The sequence below is a fragment of the Plantibacter elymi (nom. nud.) genome, from assembly GCF_900177795.1.
GTDB classification, from domain to species: Bacteria; Actinomycetota; Actinomycetes; order Actinomycetales; family Microbacteriaceae; genus Plantibacter; species Plantibacter elymi.
Genome location: NZ_FXWJ01000003.1, coordinates 223,537 through 240,273, shown reverse-complemented (window position 1 = coordinate 240,273; position 16,737 = coordinate 223,537). Strand labels below are relative to the sequence as shown.

Below are 16,737 nucleotides of genomic sequence, written 5' to 3'. Positions count from 1 at the left end.
CCGGACCACCCCGACCCACAGGAGTACCCGTCATGACCCGAACCACCAGACGGCGAGCACGACTCGCCGCCGCAGCACTCGTCGCCGTGAGCATCGCGCTGACCGGCTGCTCGGCGGCGTCGGCCTCGTCCGACGCGGACGGTGGCAGCCTCACCTACCTCGACGCGGAGATCCCCACCTCGGCGCAGGTGCAGGAGGCGGGCACGTGGCAGACCCGTGCGCTGCAGCAGAACATCACCGACCGCCTGCTCTACCGCAACGCGGAGACGGGCGAACTCGAACCGTGGATCGCCGACTCCTGGACCGTCAGTCCCGACGGTCTCACGTACACCTTCGTGATCCGTGACGGCGTCACCTACAGCGACGGCACCGCCGTCGACGCCACGAGCGTCGCGAAGAACCTGAACTGGCAGTCGACCGGCGACGAGGCGAAGGGCACGACCCCGAACGCGCAGTTCCCGCCCGGTCTCGTCGCGACGCCGGACGACGCGACCAGCACCGTCACCGTCGTCCTCGCCGCACCCTACGCGCCCTTCCTCGACGTGCTCACCGGGTGGGGATCCGGGCTCGTCGCCGACGCCACGATCGACGCGAGCAAGGAGGAGCAGTCGAAGTTCGTGAACCTCATCGGCTCGGGCCCCTTCGTCGTCGCCTCCGAGACCTATGGCAAGGAGATCGTGCTCGACCGTCGTCAGGGGTACGCCTGGGCCCCGCCGTCCTCCCCGAACCAGGGCGAGGCGCACCTCGCCTCGGTCACGGTCATCCCCGTGCAGGAGGACAGCGTCCGGCTCGGCACCCTGAAGTCGGGCGAGGCGGACGTCATCCGCTACGTCCAGCCGAGCGAGGAGCAGGGGCTCGTCGACGCCGGCTACGACATCGTGTCCAAGACGGGTGTCGGTCTCAGCAACCAGTGGTTCCTCCGCAGCCAGGCGCCGTTCCTCGACGACGTCGACGTCCGCAAGGCGCTGCTGCACGCGATCGACCGTGAGCAGATCATCGAGACGCAGTACACCGACAGCTGGACGCCCGCGACGTCGGTCCTGTCGCCGGGCACCTTCGGCTACGTCGACGAATCGGCGAAGTTCGCCTACGACCCGGATGCGGCGAACCGCCTCCTCGACGGCGCCGGCTGGACCGAGCGCGACGCGGACGGCTACCGCACGAAGGGCGGCGAGCGGCTCACGGTGAAGACCTACATCGACGTCTACGACAACACGGCGAAGAGCCTCTTCCAGCAGATCCAGAACCAGTTCAAGGGCGTCGGGATCGAGCTGTCGCTCAACGAGCTCGACTACTCCACCTACTGGGCGACCGCGTTCGCGGACCCGGAGGTCGGGGCGCTCCGGGTCGGTTGGCCGCACCCTGACCCCTCGAAGGGCCTCAGCGAGTACTACAGCAAGGACGGCTCAGACCTCCTCGGTCTCGCCGGCTCCGACACGACCCTGCAGTCGCTGCTCGACTCGCAGAACGCCGCGACCGACGACGACACCCGTGCGGCGATCCTCGGACGGATCCAGGACCACCTGATCGACCAGGCCTACGTCGTCCCGATCCTCAACGACAGCCAGGTGTTCGTCACCCAGCAGCGGGTGAAGGGCTTCTCCCTCACCGACGGTGCCCTGCCGGAGTTCTACAACACCTCGATCGAGGACTGAGCGAGCGGGAGGGCCGTCGATCGGACGGCCCTCCCATGTTCGGTCCCGCCCCTTCCGAGAGGAGGCCCCACATGTCCAACCAGCATCCGAACGCCAGCGCGGCGGACACGCGACGCCGGCACTACCGCGAGTACGTGATCAGGCGCGTCGCCCAGGCGCTCCTCGTGATCGCCCTCGTCTACACGCTCGTCTTCTTCACCCTCTTCGTCCTGCCCGGCGACCCCATCGAGAACAAGCTGACGAGCCCGCTCAACCCACTGCCCCCGTCCGCAGGCGAAGCGCTGCGGGCGTACTACCACTTCGACCTGTCGCCGATCGAACAGTTCACGCTGACGGTCGGTCGGCTCCTCCACGGGGACCTCGGCTACTCGCTCGTGAGCGGTCGTGCCGTGTCGGACCTCGTCGCGCAGGGCTTCTCGGACACGATCGTGCTCGCGGGCGTGGCGTTCGTCATGACGATCGTGCTGTCGCTCGCGATCGCGCTCACCGCCGTGTACGCCCCCGTCAGGGCGATCAGGAGCATCGCGGCCTCGGCGCCCATCGCCTCGATCTCCGCGCCGAGCTTCCTCATCGGCTTCGTGCTCCTCGCGATCTTCTCCTTCCAGCTCGGCTGGGTGTCGTCGGTGCGCGATCAGGGCTTCGTGTCCTACGTGCTCCCGGCGCTGACCCTGGCGCTCGCGGTCAACGGTCCGTTGACGCAGGTGTTGATCCAGGGACTCCGGAAGGCCGCGGACGAACCCTTCGTCACCGTGCTCCGCGCGAAGGGGACGAGCGAGGTCCGGATCGCCCTCGGCCACGTCCTGAAGAACGGTGCGATCCCGTCGATCACGATGCTCGCCCTCGTCGTCGGAGAGCTGCTGGCCGGCGCCGTCGTCGTGGAGGCCGTGTTCACCCGCACCGGCCTCGGATTCATCACCTTCGAGAGCGTGCGCGATCAGGACACCCCGGTAATCCTGGCTGTCGTCATCCTCATCTCCTCCATCTACGTCGGCATCAATCTCGTGACCGACCTCGTCTACCCCGTCCTCGACCCGCGCATCGTCCGCCCGGGGCATGGGCGGTCCCGACGCTCCCGCCTCGCCAGGCCTGCTGTGGCGACAGCGGCGGCGACGGGGACGGCGGTGCCCGACGGTGTCCCGACGAAAGCGAGCGTGGACGCATGAGCCTCCGACTCCAACGGGACCGCGACGTCACCGCGGCCGACGACGGACCGGACGCGTTCCGTCGACTCCTCGGCCGCCTCGGTGTCGCTGAGGTCCTGGCGATCATCGTCGTCGGTCTCGTCCTCGTGTCCGTCGTCGCACCCGGCCTCCTCACGCCGTACGACCCACTCGAGCCCGACGACGCCAACGCGCTCGCCGCACCATCGGTCGCGCACTGGTTCGGAACCGACTCCCTCGGTCGCGACCTGCTGTCGCGGGTGATCCACGGCACCGGGCGGACCCTGCTCGGCTCGGCGGTCGCCGTCCTCATCGGCCTCGGCGCCGGCACGGTCCTGGGGCTCGTCGCCGCGTCGTTCGGCGGGCTCGTCGACGCCGTCATCAGCCGGATCGTCGACGTGTTGCTGTCGATCCCCGGGCTGCTCCTCGCGATGGTCGTCGTCGTGGCGCTCGGCTTCGGCACCCTGAACGCGGCCGTCGCCGTGGGGATATCCTCCATCGCGGCGTTCACGAGGATCATGCGCTCCGAGGTGCTGACGGTGAAGGACCTGCCGTTCGTCGAGGCGAGTCACCATCTCGGCGGGTCGCGGGCGTACGTCCTCGCGAAGCACGTCTTCCCGAACTCGTACTCCGCGGTGCTGTCGCTCACGGCCCTCCAGTTCGGCCTCGCGATCATCTGGATCTCCTCGCTCAGCTTCCTCGGGTACGGAGCTCCGCCGCCCGACCCGGAGTGGGGCCTGCTCGTCTCCGAGGGTCGTCAGTACGTCGTGTCCTCGCCGTGGCTCGTCGTCGTCCCGGGCCTCGTGATCGCCGTCACCGTGCTCGCCATCAGCCGTCTCAGCCAACTCACCCGCGAGAGGACCACCGCATGAACCAGGCAGCCCTGCAGCACAGCGCACTCCATGTCGTCGACGCGGCTCCGGTGCCGTTGCTCGTCGACGGACTCGCCGTCGGGTACCGGACACGTGGCTCGAGGGGGCTGACCGACACGGTGCGCGACGTGTCGTTCCAGGTCGGGCGCGGCGAGACGGTGTCGCTCGTGGGTCAGTCCGGTTCGGGGAAGAGCACGATCGCCCGGGCGGTCGCGGGGCTCCTCCCGGGCAACGGCTCGGTCACCGCCGGTCGGGTCGCGGTCGCCGGACACGAGGTCGCCGACTTCTCCCGGAGGCAGTGGCGCCCCCTGCGCGGCTCGACGCTCGGGTTCATCCCGCAGGATCCGCTGAGTTCACTCGACCCGCTGCAGCGGATCGGCGTGCAGATCGCCCAGGCGGTCCAGGTGGCGGGCGACACCCCGCGCTCGGAGATCCCCGCGCGCGTGATCGAGTTGCTCGAGCACGTGGGCATCCGTCAGGCCTCGGCCCGCGTGCGGTCCTACCCGCACGAGCTCTCGGGCGGGCAGTTGCAGCGGGTGCTCGTCGCGATCGCCATCGCGGCGAGGCCCAAGCTGCTCATCGCCGACGAGCCGACGTCCGCGCTCGACGTGACCGTCCAGCGGCGCATCCTCGACCTCCTCGACGGCCTCCGGCAGGAGCTCGGGCTCGGGATCCTCTTCATCACCCACGACCTGGCGCTGGCGCAGGAGCGCAGCGACGCGATCGTGGTCCTGCAGGACGGGAACGTCCGCGAATCCGGTCCGGCCGAGGAGGTGTTGCTCGCACCGCGGCATCCCTACACGGTGGGGCTGCTCTCGGACTCACCCGCGTCGTCGCCGCTGCGCTACCGGGAACGCATCCGTGCTGCGGCCGAGCAGGTGCAGGCGGAGCAGCGCGGCGGGACGATCGTGCCACCCGCCGTGGTCGAGGTGTCGTACGTGTCGAAACGGTACGGGCGCGATCACCAGACGCCGCCCGCACTCGACGAGGCTTCGCTCGTCCTCCGTCCGCGTTCGATCCACGCGCTCGTCGGCGAGTCCGGGTCCGGCAAGTCGACGCTCGCGCGCATCGTCGCCGGGCTCGCGTCCTTCGACGACGGGTCGGTACGGGTGGCCGGCCGGGAGCTGCCACGGGACAACGCCGTCGCCAACCCCTTCGCACGCGACCTCCAGCTGGTCTACCAGAACCCGCTCTCGGCGGTCGATCCGCGGTACACCGTCGGACAGATCATCGAGGAGCCCCTGCGGATCCACGGGGTGCGGAGCGCCGCCGAACGCCGGCGCCGCGTCGCGACCATCCTCGATCAGGTCGCCCTCCCCGCGAGTGCGCTGGGGCGTCGTGCACGGGAGGTGTCGGGCGGTCAGCGCCAGCGGGTCGCACTCGCGAGGACGCTCGTCCTCGCGCCGTCGGTCCTCGTCCTCGACGAGCCCACCTCGGCGCTCGACGTCTCGGTGCAGGCGCAGATCGTCGAACTGCTCCTCGACCTCCGGGACGAGCACGCGCTCAGCTACCTGTTCATCTCACACGACCTCGGTCTCGTCCGGCAGATCGCCGACGAGGTGACGGTGCTGTCGAACGGGCGCGTCGTCGAGTCGGGCCCGGCCACGGCCGTCCTCGGGCATCCGCAGCACGCGTACACTCGGGAGCTGCTCGACGCGGTGCCGCGGTTCGATGTCGAGCGGCTCGATCCGAGCCGGTTCGAGGCTGTCGGATGAGCGCACCGACCACGGAGCCGCGCCCGGAGGAGACCATGTCACGATCGTTCGACGACCTCGTCGCCGAGGCCGACGCCGCCTCGGTCGACGGGTGGGACTTCTCCTGGCTCGACGGCCGGGCCAGTGAGGAGCGCCCCTCCTGGCGGTTCTCGGAGCTGCTCGGGAGACGTCTGGCGAGCGTCCCGTCGTCGCTCGACCTCGAGACCGGCGGGGGAGAGGTGCTCGACACGGCGCCGGTGCTTCCGCCGCTCGCCGCCGCCACCGAGTCCTGGCCACCGAACCTCGCCCGAGCCGCCGCCCGCCTGCACCCGCGCGGCGTCGTCGTCGTTCGCACGGAGGAGGGTGCCGTCTTGCCGTTCGCGGACGACTCGTTCGCGCTCGTGTCGAGCCGGCATCCCGTCGCCGTGGACTGGACCGACGTGGCTCGGGTGATCGCGCCGGGAGGAAGCTACCTCGCCCAGCACGTCGGACCGGCGAGCGTCTTCGAACTCGTCGAGGCCTTCCTCGGCCCGCAGCCCGAAGCCGTCCGTCGAGCACGTCACCCTGACGACGAGGCCGACGGTGCCCGCGCCGCCGGACTCGACATCGTGTGCTTGCGGACCGAACGGCTGCGGATCGAGTTCCACGACGTCGGTGCGATCGTCTGGTTCCTGCGCAAGGTGATCTGGATGGTGCCCGGATTCACCTCCGCGCAGTACCTCGACCGCCTGCAGGAGCTGCACCGTTCCCTGCAGGAGGACGGCCCGTTCGTCGCGCACTCCACACGCACTCTGATCGAAGCGCGCAAGCCCGCCCGGTGACCGGGGCCCTGCCGAGGCGTCCTTCGACAGGCTCAGGGACCGGGATACCGGCTCAGGGACCGGAACTCGGGAGACGAGCCCCCTACGGGCGGGGCCACCGGCATCCCGACGTAGGCTCGTCGTGACGGCGAGTGGAGGACGATCGAGTGGTGGATGTCGGCACCGGACGGCGACCGGTCTCGCGCCTGCGCACCCGACTGCTCGCCGGGCTCCGCTCACGTATCCTCGCGGTCTTCGCGGTGGAGCAGGACCGCCCGCCGCAGTGGACGCTCGATCTCGAGGACGGCACCGACACGGGGTTCTTCACCCCCGACTCCGCGGCCTGGACGGTGCACGGCGGTGTCGAGACCATGGTCGCCGGCATCCGGGCGCTCCTCCTGCAGGCGGCCCACCCCGGGGCGCTCGCCGGCGTGCACGACTGGTCCCGGTACCGGGAGGACCCGCTCGGACGGCTCGACGGCACCATCCGCTGGATCTTCACCGTCACCTACGGCGATCGCGACACGGCCCGTCGGACGAGCGACTACGTGCTCAAGCTCCACGAACGCGTCGTCGGGGAGTACCTCGACGCCCATGGCGTGGTTCGCCCGTACGCGGCCAACGACCCCGACCTCCTGCGGTGGGTGCACCTGGCGTTCACCGACGCCTTCTTGAGCGTGCGACAGACCTGGGGCGGCCGGATCCCCGGTGGTGCGGACGCCTATGTGGCCGACTGGGCGCTCGCGGGTGAGCTCATGGGCGTCGTCGACCCGCCCCGCTCGGAGGCGGAACTGGCCAGGCAGCTGCGCGGGTACCTCGACGCGGGCGACCTGACCGGCGGCCCGCGGGTGGACGAGACCCTGGCGTTCCTCCGTCGACCGCCGCTCGACCGCTCGCTGCTCCCCGCCTACGGGATCCTCTTCGCGGGAGCCGTCGCGACGATCCCACCCGAGTACCGCCGCATCCTCGGGCTCCGCACCGCCCACCTCGGCCCGATCCCGCTGCCGGTCGTGACGGCGACCCGGGTCGTCCTGTGGATCGTGGGGCTCGTCCTGCACGGTGAGTCACCGAGCCAGCGCGCGGCCCTGCGCCGGCACCGGCGCCTGGCGGACCCGCCGGCCGTCTCCGGTCCCTGAGCTTGTCGAAGGGCTGTGCTCGGTGTGGCGTACGTCGCCCTTCGACAGGCTCAGGGACCGGGTGGTGGCTCAGGGACCGGGTGGTGGCTCAGGGACCGGTTCGGGGCACAGGGACTGGGACGGCGTCAGAGGCGGGGGACCGAGGCGAGCAACTGGGTCGTGTACGGGTGCGAGGGTCGGCTGAGGACCTTGGCGACCGGACCCTCCTCGACGATCGCTCCGTCGCGCATGACGACGACCCGGTCGCAGAGATGCTGCACCACGCCGATGTCGTGTGAGACGAGCACGATCGCGAGCCCGAGCTCCTGCCGCAGCCCGCCGAGCAACTCGAGGATCTGCGCGCGGACGGTGACGTCGAGCGCGCTCAGCGGTTCGTCACCGACGAGGAGGCGCGGGCGGTGCACGATCGCTCGCGAGAGGGCGATGCGCTGGCGCTGACCACCCGAGAACTCGTGCGGGAAGCGGTCGGCCGCGTCGGCGTCGAGACCGACGAGCCGGAGCACCGCGCGGACCTTGGAACGGTGGTCGCCCTCGATCCCGAGCGCCGAGAGGGGCTCGGCGACGATCCGCCCGACGCTCATGCGCGGGTCGAGCGACGCGTACGGGTCCTGGAACACCACGCCCGTCTGTCGACGGAACCAGTGCAGGCTCCTGGCGCTCGCCGCAGCGCTGACGGGACGGCCGTCGAACGCGACGGACCCGGAGCTTGGGGTGTCGAGCGCGAGCAGGAGGCGGACGAGCGTCGACTTGCCCGACCCCGACTCGCCGATGATGCCGACGGCTTCACCGGGGGCGACGACGAGGTCGCTCGGGTGGAGCGCGACGGTGCGGCTCGGGCGCTGGAAGAGCGACTCCCGCGGGTTGGTGTAGACCCGTCCGAGCCCCTGGGCGTGGAGCAGCGGCTCAGTCATCGTCCTCGCCCTTCCAGCTCATGGTCTTCGCGGCGGCCAACAGTCGCTGCGTCACGGGCGATACCGGCGTCGACAGCAGCTGGGCCACCGGCCCGGCCTCGACGACCTTCCCCTGCGCGAGCACCACGGCATCACTGGCGATCCGGGAGAGGACCGCGAGGTCGTGGGTGATGAAGACGAGGGACGCGCCGGTCTCGCTCACGAGACGCTCGAAGAGGCCGAGGATCTCCGACTGGATGGTGACGTCGAGCGCCGTGGTCGGCTCGTCCGCGATGAGCAGGGAGGGTCCGCACGCGAGGGCGATGGCGGCCGCGACCCGCTGGCGTTGCCCGCCCGACAGCTGGTGCGGGTACCGCCGGACGATGCGCTCGGGGTCGGGCAGACGGACCCGCGCGGCGAGTTCGACGGCCCGATCGAGCGCCTCCCGTTTCGACAGCCCCTCGTGGATGCGCAGTGGCTCGCCGATCTGACGTCCGATGGTGCGGATCGGGTTGAGCGCCGTCCGAGGCTCCTGGAACACGATCCCGATCTCACGCCCGCGGATCCGCGCGAGTTCGCGGTCGTCGCGGCCGAGGAGCTCCTCGCCCTGCCAGCGGATGCTGCCGCTCACCGAAGCGCCGTCCGGGAGCAGTCCGAGGATCGCCAGCGCCGTCAGTGACTTCCCGGATCCGGACTCGCCGATGAGGCCGAACCGTGCGCCCGCCGGCACGCTGAAGCTCACGCCGTCGACGACCCGGCGGCCGCCGAGCGTGACGACGAGGTCCTGGACGTCGAGACTCATGCGGTCACCCCCTGGGGCGAGGTGGGCGTCGAGGCGGGTCCTCGGCGACCGAGGGTCGGATCGGTCGCGTCCCGCAGGGCGTCTCCGAGCAGATTGAGGGCGAGGACGGTGATGGTGATGGCGAGCCCCGGCCACAGCACCGACAGCGGGTGCACGGCGAGGTAGGTCTGCAGCTCACTGAGCATCCGACCCCAGGACGGGACACTGGAGGGGGCGCCGTAGCCGAGGTACGACAGGCCCGCCTCGGCGAGGACCGCGACCGCCATCGACCACGACAGCTGGACGATGAACACCGGTGCGACGTTCGGCAGCAGATGCCGCGTCAGGTTCCTCACCGGTCCGAGACCGGCGGCCTTGCCGGCGAGCACGTACTCGCTGTGCGAGACCCGGCGGATCTCGGGGCGGGTCACCCGGGCGATGTTCACGCCGAAGCTGATGCCCACCGCCCAGATGACGACCCACAGCGAGCCGCCGAAGACCGAGGCGATCATCATGGCGATGAGCAGTGTGGGGAACGCGATGAGGATGTCGATCAGCACCGCGACCGTCTCCCGGACCCAGCGCCGCGTGAGTGAACCGAGGGCGGCGAGGGCGACCCCGAGGACCGTCGAGACGACTGCGGAACCGATCGCGACGGCCACGGTCACCCGCGCACCGACGAGCAGCAGGCTGAAGATGTCGCGTCCGACCTCGTCCGTGCCGAGCAGATGGGCCGGCGACGGAGCCAGCCATTTCGCGAACGGATCGGTGAGCTGGGGGTCGGACGGCGTCCAGAGGAAGGAGACGCCGGCGCTCAGGAGGAGCAGGGTGACCACGACGAGCCCGAACACGCCTGCCGGGCCGGACACGAGGGTGCGGAGTCCGCCTGATGCCGCGCGCCGACGCGGGTGATCCTGACGGGCGGTCATGTGGTCCGCTCCCGTTCGCGGAGTCGGGGGTCTGCGAGACGGTGGACGACGTCCACGACGGCACCGATCACGAGGACCACCCCGGTGAGGACGAGGAGCTCGCCCTGCACCTTCACGAGGTCGCGGTTGCCGACGTCGGCGACGAGCATGCGCCCGATGCCGGGAAGCGTGAAGAGCTGTTCGATGATGACGCTGCCGACGATGAGCCCGGCGATCTGGAGCCCGAGCACGGTGACGACCGAGAGCGCCACGTTCGGCAGCCCGTGGCGGATGAGCGCCTGCGAACGGGTCAGCCCCTTCGCCGCCGCCGTCCGGACGTAGTCCTGGCCGATCGCGTCGAGGGCGGCGGAACGGACGAAGCGCAGCAGGACCGCGCCCTCGACGATGCCGATCGTGAGTGCCGGGAGGAGGAGGGCACGGATCGCCGCCAGCGGATCGTTCCAGCCCGCGCGCGGGAAGCCCTGCGCTGGGAGCCAACCGAGCACGACGGCGAAGAGGAGCACGAGCATCATGCCGGCCCAGACGACCGGGACGGCAGCGAGCCCCTGCGACGCGAAGGAGATGACGACGCCCGTCGCGCGGGTGCGCCGGACGGCCGCCAGCACCCCGAGCGGAACACTGAACGCGAGGGCGATCACGAGGGCCATGATGCCGAGCGGGACGGTCACCTGCGCCTTCTGGGCGAGTTCGCTGGCGACGGGGGTGCCCGTGATGAGCGAGTTCCCGAGGTCGCCCCGGAGCAACCCGCCGATCCAGTCGAGGTACTGCAGGAGGACGGGCTGGCCGAGTCCCAACTGTTCGCGGATCGCGGCGACCGCTTCGGGCGTCGCATCCGTTCCTGCGATGACCTGGGCGACGTCGCCCGGGAGCACCCTGATGGTGAAGAAGATCAGGGCGCTCGCGGCGAGGAGCCCGACGAGGAGGAGTACCAGCCTCGTCAGGATGAACCGGGTCACCCGGTCACGGCGACCTTCGCCAGGTTGATGCGCGAGTTGACCGAGTCCACGGGGAAGCCGGTCACGCCGTCGCGCACCACCGTGAGGGTGATCGCGGTGTAGAGCCAGTCGGCGGCGTTGTCCTTCGACACGAGGTACGCCGCCTCCTTGAGCTTCTGGGCTGCGACGGCCGGATCGGTCGCCGCTACGGATTCAGCATAGAGCGACTGGACCTGCGCGTTGTCGTAGCCGAAGTAGTAGTTCGGGTTCGCCCAGTTCTGGAAGTCGCGTGCCTCGACGTGGTTCACGTAGCTGAGGTCGTAGTCCTTGTTGGTGTAGACGTCGTTGAGCCAGGTCGGGAACTCGACGCTCTTGACCGTGAGGGTGACGCCGATGGCCTTGAACTCGGACACCAGGACGTTGGCCACGGAGGTGCCGTAGAAGCTCGGGATCGTGAGTGTCAGGGACAGGTTCTCCTGGCCGGCCTGGGCGAGGAGCGCCTTCGCCTGCTCGGGGTCGTACTTCACGAGCTCGCTGAGGTTCTCGTAGCCCGGGTCGAGCTCGGGGATCGGTCCGTACTGCTCGACCGCGGCGCCGCCGACGGCCTCGACGATCGCGGCGTGGTCGATGGCGGAGCGGAGCGCCTGCCGGACGAGGGGGTCGTTCAGGGGAGCGCGCTGGTTGTTGAACGCGAGGGTGTACTTGTCGGTCGTCTTGCCCTCGGTGATGCTGAAGCCATCGGCGCGGGTGATCTGGTCCTTGAGGTTCGCGTCGAGCGCCGTCTGCACGTCGAGTTCGCCGGCGAGGGTGGCGTTGACGGCGGAGGAGGCGTCGGGGATGTAGCTGAAGACGACCTCCTTGACCTTCGGGGCGTCGCCCCAGTACTTCGCGTTCCGGTCGAAGGTGATGCTGTCGCCCTGTTTCCAGGTCTTCAGGGTGAACGGCCCGGTGCCGTTGGCGGTCGTCGACAGGTCGTTGGTGGCGCCCGACTCCAGCACGAGTCCTGCGCGTCCGGTCAGGGTCCACAACAGGTTGGAGTCGGGCGAGGTGAGCTGCAACTGCACGGTCGAGTCGTCGACGGCCGTGATCGAGGCGACCTTCTGGAGCGCCACGTTGTCGACGAAGGTCGGGTCCTGCTGCACCTGGGTGATGGAGTCGACGACGTCGGCCGCGGTCAGGGCGGCGCCGTCGTGGAAGGTCACGCCGTCGCGGAGGACGAAGGTGTAGGTGAGGCCGTCGGCGCTGATGTCGTGGCTCTTCGCGAGCGTGTCGACGATCTGGTTGTCCTCGGTGCGGGATACGAGGCCCTGATAGACGTTGTCGATGAGGATCTGATCGAGCGCGGCGCCCGAGGTGGTGCGGATGTTGAGGTCGGAGGGCTCCAGGACGAGACCGACCCGCAGGGTCGCGTCGGCGTCGGGCGTCGGCGTCGCGGCCGGGCCTGCGCAGCCGGTGAGGACGAGGGCGGCGCCGGTGACCGCGATCGCGGCGGTGAGGAGCTGACGACGCAGCTGACGATGACGCATGGAGGTCCTTTCGGGGATGCTGGAGTGGCCGGCATCTGGAGACGCACAACCGGTTCCGGGCAGCGGGCATTCCCGCCTGGGCCGCGTGAATACTGGACCGCGTCCGGAAAGCCGCATCGCTGGGGCTCCAGCGAGCGTACCCAGTCGACGTGTGTGGTGCCAGCCACGGTGTCAGGGGGCGTCACAGAGTGATCGGATCGTGATGTGCTCCGCCGCCTTGGAAGACCCTGCGCAGGGGATCGAAGTGAGCTTAGGCTCGCCTATACTGATCGCGTGAGCTATTTCGAGGATCCGGCGGAGTTCGCCGTCGCGGACGCACGCCACGTGCTGCTCGCGGGCGACGAGTCGTCGGTCGGCGAGCTGGCTGAGGTCCTCGCGCTGCTCCCCATCTGCGCCCGCGGTCAGGTGTTCGTCGAGGTCGACGACGCCGCGTCGATCACCACCCTCGACTCGCCGGGACGCGTCGTCGTGACGTGGCTCGTCCGCGCAGCGCGTTCGGGGGAACCCGGAACGGGCAGCCGGTGCGCACGCGGTCAGGCCGTCGCGCGAGCGACCCGGGCCTGGGCGAGCGAGATGCTCGACGTCGACGGACACGATGCGGCCGACTACCACGTGTGGATCGGCGGCGAGACGGAGCACCTCACGGGTCTCCGGAACGACCTCAGGATGACCCTGGCGAGCATCGGCGCACGTCAGCGCTCGAGCTCGGTCGAGCGCGCATCACACTGACACGACCTCGCACCGGGCCGCACCGCACGGCACCGCACGGACGCCGCGACGCTCGTCAGCGGCGCTTCGGCAGGTAGCCTCCCGCTTCGAGACCGGCTTCGATCTCGAACCGGTTCCGGAGCGGATCACGACCGGCGATCGCATACATGAGCGGGAAGAGCATGCCGTAGCGCTGCCACTGCCGCTTGTGCACCGCCTCGTGTTCGAGCACTCGGGTCGACACGTTGCGGTCGGTGAGGTACACCCCGCCGACGCATGAGCCACCTCGGCCGAACGTCCACGACGGCATCCCTCGGAAGACGATCATCCCGCCCCGCCGCTCGACCGGACCGGTGCTCCAGAGTGCGCCCCAGACGAGACCGGTGAGCGTGGCGTACCAGTACCCGATCCGGCTCAGGGGTGAGTCGAGCCACGGACCGCCGGAACGACGGCTCCGCGGCTCATCGACGTCGCCGGGACGGGTCACGCACCGCTCCGGTAGGTCTCGAGGAGTCGCAGCCAGATCTCGCTCATCGTCGGGTAGGACGGCACCGCGTGCCAGAGGCGGTGCAGCGGCACCTCGCCCACGACGGCGATCGTCGCGGCGTGGACGAGTTCGGCGACGTCCTGACCCACGAAGGTCATCCCGATGATCACGCCGCGCTCCTCGTCGACGACCATCCTCGCCTGCCCGGTGTAGCCGTCGGCGTGGAGGCTCGAGCCCGCGATGCCACCGAGGTCGTAGTCGACCACCCGGTGGTCGATCCCCGCCGCCTCGGCCTGCGCGGCCGTGAGTCCGACGGCTGCGACCTCGGGCTCGGAGAAGACGACCTGCGGCACGGCACGGTGGTCGGCGGTCGCCGCGTGGTCGCTCCACGGGCTAGTGTCGACGTCCTCGCCGTTCGCCCGTGCCGCGATGACCGCACCCGCGGCACGTGCCTGGTACTTGCCCTGGTGCGTCAGGAGTGCCCGGTGGTTGACGTCGCCGACGGCGTACAGCCAGTCGCTGCCGTGAGCGAGGAGCTGATCGTCGACCTCGATCCAAGCACCGGGTTCCAGGCCGACGGTCTCGAGCCCGAGGTCGTCCGTCCGTGGCGTCCGGCCGGTGGCCACGACGAGTTCCGCCGTCGTCACCGCGTCCCGATCGTCGAACTCGAGCGTGACGGCACCGTCGGCGGCCCGGGAGACGGCGGTGGGGGAGGCGTGCACGATCGTCACGCCGAGCTCACGCAGGGAGGACTCGACGAGTTCGCCGGCGAACGGTTCGGTGTTGCCGAGCAGGCCACTGCGGGCGACGAGCGTGACATCGACCCCGAGTGAGCGGTAGGCCGTCGCGAGCTCGACGGCGACGACGCCGCCACCGAGGAAGGCGACGGACGCCGGCAGGGTCTGGACGCTCGTGGCCTCGCGGCTCGTCCATGGCTCCACAGACGTGAGCCCCGCGATGTCGGGCAGGAGCGCGGCGGATCCGGTGCAGACCGCGACGGCGTGCGTCGCCGTGAGCACGGTCGTCGAGCCGTCGGCGGCCGTCACGGTGACCTCGCGCTCGCCGGTCAGCCGACCGTGCCCACGCACCAGCTCGATGCCGGCGCCCTCGAGCCACTCGACCTGGCCGTCGTCCGACCAGTCACTCGTGAACGAGTCCCGTCGCGCGAGGACCTTGAGCGGGTCGAGCGCGGTGTCCTCGGGGATGGCTCCACCCATGCGCTTGGCGGCACGCAGGGCGGCGCCCGAGCGGATGAGGGCCTTGGACGGCATGCAGGCCCAGTAGGAACACTCACCGCCGACCAGTTCGCTCTCGACGATGACGACGCTCAGACCGCTCTGGTGGGCGTAGTCGGCGACGTTCTCGCCGACGGGTCCGGCTCCGATGACGACGAGATCGACGGTACGGCTCATGGGGTGACTCCTGTCGGGTTGGTGCTGTCGGGTTTCGGTTCGCGACTGATCGCGCCGATGATGCGGAGGATGGTGCCGAGGTCGTCGGCTGCGGCGTCGGGGGAACCGGGGGAGAAGCCCGTGACCCCGGCCCCGGCGAAGCCGAACCGGGCGCGGAGGGCGGTGATGCAGTCGAGCAGGGTGCCGAGTTCGAGACCGAAGGGGACGGCCGAGCTGACGCCTGCGATGACGGCGGGGTCGAGGACGTCGACGTCCACGTGCAGGTAGACGCGGTCGGCGCCTGTCGCCTCGACGGCCGCGATCACCTCGGCGGCGCTCGTCATCACCGAGGAGACCATGGGGATGCCGCGCTCCTCGATGTGGGCGAGTTCACCGTCGTCGAGGTCGCGCACCCCCACGAGGACGAGCCGGGCGGGATCGAGTGGGGCCTCGGGCAGCAGCATCGCGGCGCCTTCGCCGGTCAGTGCCCGGGCGACCATGCCGCTGAACGACCCGGACGGCGAGCTGAGCGGGGTGTTGAGGTCGCCGTGGGCGTCGAACCAGACGACGGCGATGCCGGGGTCGCGTCGGAGGGCCTCACCGACCGACGCGAGTTCGACGCCGCAGTCCCCACCGATGGTGATGACGGGCTCGTCGATCCCGACGAGCGCCTGACGTTGGAGTTCCGCGGTCGTCACGAGGGAACTGGCGCGCCGGATGTCGGTGTCGAGTGCCTCGCCGGCCTCGGTCGGCACGTGGACGAGTGTCGTGGCCGCCATCGGCAGGTCGCCACGGATCGCCTCGGCTCCATCGATCAACTGCATGGCCCTGGACGAGCCGGAGCCCTGCCACTGGGGGACGACGACGAACTTCGTCATGCGGTGCCTTCCTGGAGATGGTGCGAGGGGGCGAGGGTGACGGGCCCTCGGGAGGTCCCGAGGGTCCGTCGGATCGGCACTACTGGCCGGCGTTCGGCGTGTACTCGGGGCCGGAGGACTCGATCGCGGGTGACGTGGAACCGCCGCCCTTCAGCGCGGCGAGGCGGGCCTCGACCTCGGTCAGCTCGCCGAGGTCCTCGAGGTCGTTGAACTGCGCGTCGAGACTCGATGCGGCGAGCTCCTGCTGGCCGAGCACCTTCGCCTCCTCGCGACGGATCTTGTCCTCGTAGCGGCTGAGGTCGCTCGTCGGATCCATGATGTCGATGCTGCCGACCGCGTCCGCGACCTTGCGCTGGGCCTCGGCGGTCTTGGCCCGGGCGACGAGCTCGCTGCGCTTCGTCTTCAGCTGCTCGAGCTTCGTCTTCATGCCGTTGAGGCCGTTCTTCAGCTGCTCGACGACCTTCGTCTGCGACGCCAGCTGCGGCTCGGCCTGCTTGGCCTCGTTCTCGGCGCCGATCTGGCGCTGGAGCGCGATCTTCGCGAGGTTGTCGAACTTGTCGGCGTCCGCGGCGTTGCCAGCCTGGCGGTATTCGTCGGCCTTGCGACTCGCGGCCAGCGCCTTGGTGCCCCACTCGGAGGCCGCCTCCACGTCCTGCTGGTGGTCCTGCTCGAGGAGCCGGAGGTTGCCGATCGTCTCGGCGATCGCGCTCTCGGCGTCGGCGATCGAGTTCGTGTAGTCCCGGACCATCTGGTCGAGCATCTTCTGCGGGTCCTCGGCGGAGTCGAGCAGCGCGTTGATGTTGGCCTTGGTCAGCTGGGCGATGCGTCCGAAGATGGACTGCTTCTCTGCCATGGTGTGGTTCCTCTCTCGTGTCCTGCTGGGTCGTGTCGGTCG

At 70.2% G+C, this 16,737-nt stretch carries 16 protein-coding genes; 7 read left to right on the top strand and 9 right to left on the bottom strand.

Annotated features, from left to right (window positions below; genetic code table 11):
- The first annotated feature begins 32 nt into the window (after positions 1-32).
- From CCK91_RS10600 to CCK91_RS10575, 6 genes are all read left to right on the top strand, one after another.
- Entirely contained in the window at positions 33-1,655 is a 1,623-nt protein-coding gene (locus CCK91_RS10600) for an ABC transporter substrate-binding protein (protein ID WP_086473985.1), read from the top strand.
- 71 nt (positions 1,656-1,726) lie between these two features.
- Entirely contained in the window at positions 1,727-2,818 is a 1,092-nt protein-coding gene (locus CCK91_RS10595) for an ABC transporter permease (protein WP_207568212.1), read from the top strand.
- Complete coding sequence (locus tag CCK91_RS10590; protein ID WP_086473984.1) at positions 2,815-3,687, top strand: ABC transporter permease; 873 nt, start codon at positions 2,815-2,817, stop codon at positions 3,685-3,687. The genes CCK91_RS10595 and CCK91_RS10590 overlap by 4 nt, the downstream gene beginning before the upstream one ends.
- Positions 3,684-5,402, top strand: a complete 1,719-nt coding sequence (locus tag CCK91_RS10585; protein WP_086473983.1) for a dipeptide ABC transporter ATP-binding protein — start codon at positions 3,684-3,686, stop codon at positions 5,400-5,402. Before CCK91_RS10590 ends, CCK91_RS10585 begins: the two co-directional genes overlap by 4 nt.
- The gene (locus CCK91_RS10580) at positions 5,399-6,202 is read left to right on the top strand and encodes a class I SAM-dependent methyltransferase (RefSeq protein ID WP_242664511.1); all 804 of its coding nucleotides are present in this window, start codon (positions 5,399-5,401) and stop codon (positions 6,200-6,202) included. Before CCK91_RS10585 ends, CCK91_RS10580 begins: the two co-directional genes overlap by 4 nt.
- Positions 6,203-6,351: 149 nt before the next feature.
- Entirely contained in the window at positions 6,352-7,317 is a 966-nt protein-coding gene (locus tag CCK91_RS10575; protein ID WP_242664510.1) for an oxygenase MpaB family protein, read from the top strand.
- Between the two features lie 125 nt (positions 7,318-7,442).
- Here CCK91_RS10575 and CCK91_RS10570 read toward each other — a convergent pair whose 3' ends face one another.
- From CCK91_RS10570 to CCK91_RS10550, 5 genes are read right to left on the bottom strand one after another with little or no spacing between them, the layout of a single operon-like run.
- Positions 7,443-8,228, bottom strand: a complete 786-nt coding sequence (locus CCK91_RS10570; protein WP_086473982.1) for an ABC transporter ATP-binding protein — start codon at positions 8,226-8,228, stop codon at positions 7,443-7,445.
- Positions 8,221-9,009, bottom strand: a complete 789-nt coding sequence (locus tag CCK91_RS10565; RefSeq protein WP_086473981.1) for an ABC transporter ATP-binding protein — start codon at positions 9,007-9,009, stop codon at positions 8,221-8,223. The genes CCK91_RS10570 and CCK91_RS10565 overlap by 8 nt, the downstream gene beginning before the upstream one ends.
- A complete protein-coding gene (locus CCK91_RS10560) occupies positions 9,006-9,917 on the bottom strand; it encodes an ABC transporter permease (RefSeq protein WP_086473980.1) in 912 nt (303 codons plus the stop codon). The genes CCK91_RS10565 and CCK91_RS10560 overlap by 4 nt, the downstream gene beginning before the upstream one ends.
- On the bottom strand, positions 9,914-10,873 hold the full coding sequence (locus CCK91_RS10555) for an ABC transporter permease (protein WP_086473979.1): 960 nt from the start codon (positions 10,871-10,873) through the stop codon (positions 9,914-9,916). The genes CCK91_RS10560 and CCK91_RS10555 overlap by 4 nt, the downstream gene beginning before the upstream one ends.
- Positions 10,870-12,378 (bottom strand): ABC transporter substrate-binding protein, encoded by a 1,509-nt coding sequence (locus tag CCK91_RS10550; RefSeq protein ID WP_086473978.1) that lies wholly within the window; start codon positions 12,376-12,378, stop codon positions 10,870-10,872. The genes CCK91_RS10555 and CCK91_RS10550 overlap by 4 nt, the downstream gene beginning before the upstream one ends.
- 273 nt (positions 12,379-12,651) lie before the next feature.
- On the opposite strand from CCK91_RS10550, the gene CCK91_RS10545 reads away from it, so the two are divergent.
- Entirely contained in the window at positions 12,652-13,107 is a 456-nt protein-coding gene (locus CCK91_RS10545) for an SIP domain-containing protein (RefSeq protein ID WP_159453431.1), read from the top strand.
- Between the two features lie 55 nt (positions 13,108-13,162).
- Here the strand turns inward: CCK91_RS10545 and CCK91_RS10540 are convergent, their stop codons facing one another.
- The 4 genes from CCK91_RS10540 to CCK91_RS10525 form a co-directional block, all read right to left on the bottom strand.
- Entirely contained in the window at positions 13,163-13,573 is a 411-nt protein-coding gene (locus tag CCK91_RS10540; protein ID WP_064295281.1) for a hypothetical protein, read from the bottom strand.
- Positions 13,570-14,985: a dihydrolipoyl dehydrogenase family protein gene (locus CCK91_RS10535; protein WP_086473976.1), complete on the bottom strand. Its 1,416-nt coding sequence runs from the start codon at positions 14,983-14,985 to the stop codon at positions 13,570-13,572. The genes CCK91_RS10540 and CCK91_RS10535 overlap by 4 nt, the downstream gene beginning before the upstream one ends.
- Positions 14,982-15,842, bottom strand: coding sequence for an arginase family protein (locus CCK91_RS10530; protein WP_086473975.1), 861 nt, complete (start codon positions 15,840-15,842; stop codon positions 14,982-14,984). Before CCK91_RS10530 ends, CCK91_RS10535 begins: the two co-directional genes overlap by 4 nt.
- Positions 15,843-15,921: 79 nt before the next feature.
- On the bottom strand, positions 15,922-16,695 hold the full coding sequence (locus CCK91_RS10525) for a PspA/IM30 family protein (protein ID WP_085513287.1): 774 nt from the start codon (positions 16,693-16,695) through the stop codon (positions 15,922-15,924).
- Positions 16,696-16,737: the final 42 nt, after the last annotated feature.